The 2,392-nt window shown below is 75.3% G+C and carries 2 protein-coding genes and 1 pseudogene; all 3 read right to left on the bottom strand.

Annotated features, from left to right (window positions below):
- Positions 1 to 196: pseudogene (locus HUW36_RS31025) on the bottom strand (ATP-binding protein); the annotation flags it as partial.
- A 67-nt stretch (positions 197 to 263) separates the two neighbouring features.
- Entirely contained in the window at positions 264 to 1,445 is a 1,182-nt protein-coding gene (locus tag HUW36_RS31020) for an alanine--tRNA ligase-related protein (RefSeq protein WP_174531332.1), read from the bottom strand.
- A 388-nt stretch (positions 1,446 to 1,833) separates the two neighbouring features.
- Positions 1,834 to 2,392 (bottom strand): glycosyltransferase (locus tag HUW36_RS31015; RefSeq protein WP_174531331.1); only part of this gene is annotated, 559 nt, incomplete at its 5' end.

The following is a 2,392-nucleotide window of genomic DNA, read 5'->3' as shown; positions in this document are numbered from 1 at the left end:
CCGGCCGCCCGGCGAGGGTCTCCGCGCGCACGGTGCAGCGGACCTCCCGGACCGGGGCGGGGAAGTCGCCGCCGGCCAGCAGGTCCACCGGCCCGTCCTGGGCGGCGGCGAGCAGCCCCACCGCGTCGACGACGCGCACCTCGGCGCCGAGCAGCGGCACCACGTCCTCGTCCGGCCGCACCTCGTACCCGGTCATGGGTCCTCTTCCCTCGCGGCGACGTCTTCCCCCGAGTCTGGCACCCGCCCGCGCGGGCGGCCACACGTCAGCCGGGCGCCCCACCGAGCAGGCCGTCGACCAGGTCGCGGGGCAGCCCGTGGGTGTCGTGCAGCCAGTGGTAGTCGCGTTCGGTCAGCGGGCCCCGCGCGCGCACCCGGTCGACGAGCGGCCTGCCCCGTCGCAACAGTCCCCGGAAGCGGCGCTCCTCGTCCGCCAGCTCCTGCCGCAGCGGGCCGGGGTCGACGCGCTGGCGGAACCGGCGCGCGGTGTCCTGGTGCAGGGTCGGGGGCAGTTCGTCCAGGCTCCGGCGCGGGTCGTCGCGCCACAGCACGGTCAGCGCGCGGCGCAGCAGCCGGCGCAGCACGTACCCCCGGCCGGTGTTGCCCGGCCGGACCCCGTCGCCGAGCACGACCACCGCGGAGCGCAGGTGGTCCGCGACCACCCGCAGGTCCGCGCCGCGCAGGTCCCAGCGGTCGCCGACCGCGTCCACCCACGGTCGCAGCGCGTCGCCGGTGAAGACGGACGGGTCGCCGCGCAGCACCATCTCCAGTCGCTCCAGCCCCATCCCGGTGTCGATGCTGACCAGCGGCAGCGGGGTGAGCCGGCCGTCGGGGTGACGGTGGTAGCGCATCTGCACGTGGTTCCACACCTCCACCCAGCGCTCGTCGGTGCTCGGTGTGCCGGTGGGCGGGCCGTCGCCGGTCCACACGAAGATCTCCGAGTCCGGTCCACACGGGCCGGTCGGTCCGTTGGACCACCAGTTGTCCTCGCCGAGCGCCTCCACCGGCACGCCGAGCCCGGTCCAGGTGTCCCGCGCGGTCTCGTCCGGACCGACCCCGTCCGCGGTGCTGCCCGCGTGGACTGTCGCGTGCAGCCGGCCCGGCGGGATGCCGTACCCGTCGGTGAGCAGTTCGTGTCCCCAGCGCAGGCTGGTCGCGATGTCGTAGTCGCCGAGCGACCACGAGCCGAGCATCTGGAACACGGTCAGGTGGGTACGGTCACCGACCTCGTCCAGGTCCGTGGTGCGCAGGCACCGCTGCACGTCGACCAGGCGGCGTCCGCCCGGGTGCGGGCGCCCCAGCAGGTACGGCGTGAGCGGGTGCATGCCGGACGTGGTGAACAGCACCGGGTCGCCGGGCGGCGGTACCAGGGAACTCTCCGGCGCGTCCCGGTGGCCGTGCCGGTGGTAGTGGTCGTGGAAGATCCGGGTGATCTCGTCGGGTGTCATGGCGGGTGCCTTCCGGGTACGGGCGTCCGGACGGTCCGCGCAACGGTGGCGTGACACGACGACGCCGGCGGACCGTTTCCGGTCGCCGGCGATGAATGGGCAGGTCAGGCGGCGGCAACCGGCGAGCGGGAAGCTCGCGCGGCGGCGGCGGTGATGGTGCGCCTGCTCTGCATGCGTCCACGCTATCCCGCCCACCCGCTCCCGCCCACCCTTTTTCCCTGCCCCTGCCCCTGCCCCGGCTCCCTACCGTGGGGAGTTGCCGTGCCAACGGCCGGGGCGCGCCAGGTCGGGGAGGTGGCGTGGTCGCGGGCGGCTGGATGCCGCAATCTCGGCGAGGTTGCGTCGATCTTGAGGGTTCGGCGCGGCGACGCCGGGGCGGGACGGGACGTCAGGGGGTGGGGGCGGGGGTGGGGGTGAGCAGGCGGCGGTAGAGCGCGTCGAGGCGCTCGGCCTGCGCCTCCCAGGTCCATCCGCGCAGCGGTGAGTCCGGCCCGTCGTAGGCGGCACGGTAGCGCCGCGGATCGGCGAGCACCGCCCGGACCGCTCGGGCCAGGTCGGCGGCGTCCCGGGCCCGGAACACCTCGCCCTGGCCGGTGGCCCGGACCGTGTCGGCCATGGTGCGCACGTCGCTGACCACGATCGGCAGCCGCGCGTGCGCGTACTCGAAGAACTTGGTGATCAGCGCGATCTCGTGGTTCGGCCAGTGGTGCAGCGGGATGAGCCCGACATCGGCGGCGGCGAGGAACGCGACGAGCTGCCGGTGCGGCACGTACGGCAGCACGTGCAACCGGTCGGCGACCCCGTGCCGGGCGGCGCGGGCCACGACCCGGCGGACGTACCCGGCGGCGGGGTCGCCGACGACGAGCGCCAGGTGCACACCGGGCAGCCGGGGCAGCGCCTCGACCACGGTGTCGACGCCACGCTGCGGGGCCATCGCACCGCTGTAG

Origin of the sequence: Micromonospora maritima, from assembly GCF_902825405.1 — a bacterium.
Taxonomy (GTDB): domain Bacteria; phylum Actinomycetota; class Actinomycetes; order Mycobacteriales; family Micromonosporaceae; genus Micromonospora; species Micromonospora maritima.
This window is presented reverse-complemented; position numbering and strand designations above follow the sequence as displayed.

Bases quoted from the DNA above. Each gene is read 5' to 3' on its own strand.
- HUW36_RS31020 (WP_174531332.1), bottom strand. From the start codon at position 1,445: ATGACACCCGACGAGATCACCCGGATCTTCCACGACCACTACCACCGG.